At 61.7% G+C, this 303-nt stretch carries 1 pseudogene; it reads right to left on the reverse strand.

Annotated features, from left to right (window positions below):
- Positions 1-257, reverse strand: a pseudogene (locus ACTFO6_RS18415) (hypothetical protein); the annotation flags it as partial.
- Positions 258-303: the final 46 nt, after the last annotated feature.

Raw genomic sequence — 303 nt, forward strand, 5'->3', positions numbered from 1 at the left:
CGCTCGTCGTCCGCACCATGAGGCTTCAGGTGCACGTAATAGTTATCGGTGCGCTCCACGATTTCTCTCTCGTCCTTGGGCTCCGATCCCAGCGCCACCAGCATGGTGTTGTCGAACTTCACATGCATGTAGCCGGGCAGGAGCTCGAAATAGTCTTCGACCTGGATGTCTACGACCCTCTCCACCGTGATCCGCTCTTCAAGGGGAATGACCATGCCCTCGGTCAGGCGCGCTTCTGGGGGCTCCGCGGTGGGCACCTCTCTCCATTGAGGCCCCACCTGAACGAAGGCCCGCACCGCGGGG

The organism is Pelomicrobium sp. G1 (assembly GCF_051905455.1).
Taxonomy (GTDB): Bacteria; Pseudomonadota; Gammaproteobacteria; order Burkholderiales; family UBA6910; genus Pelomicrobium.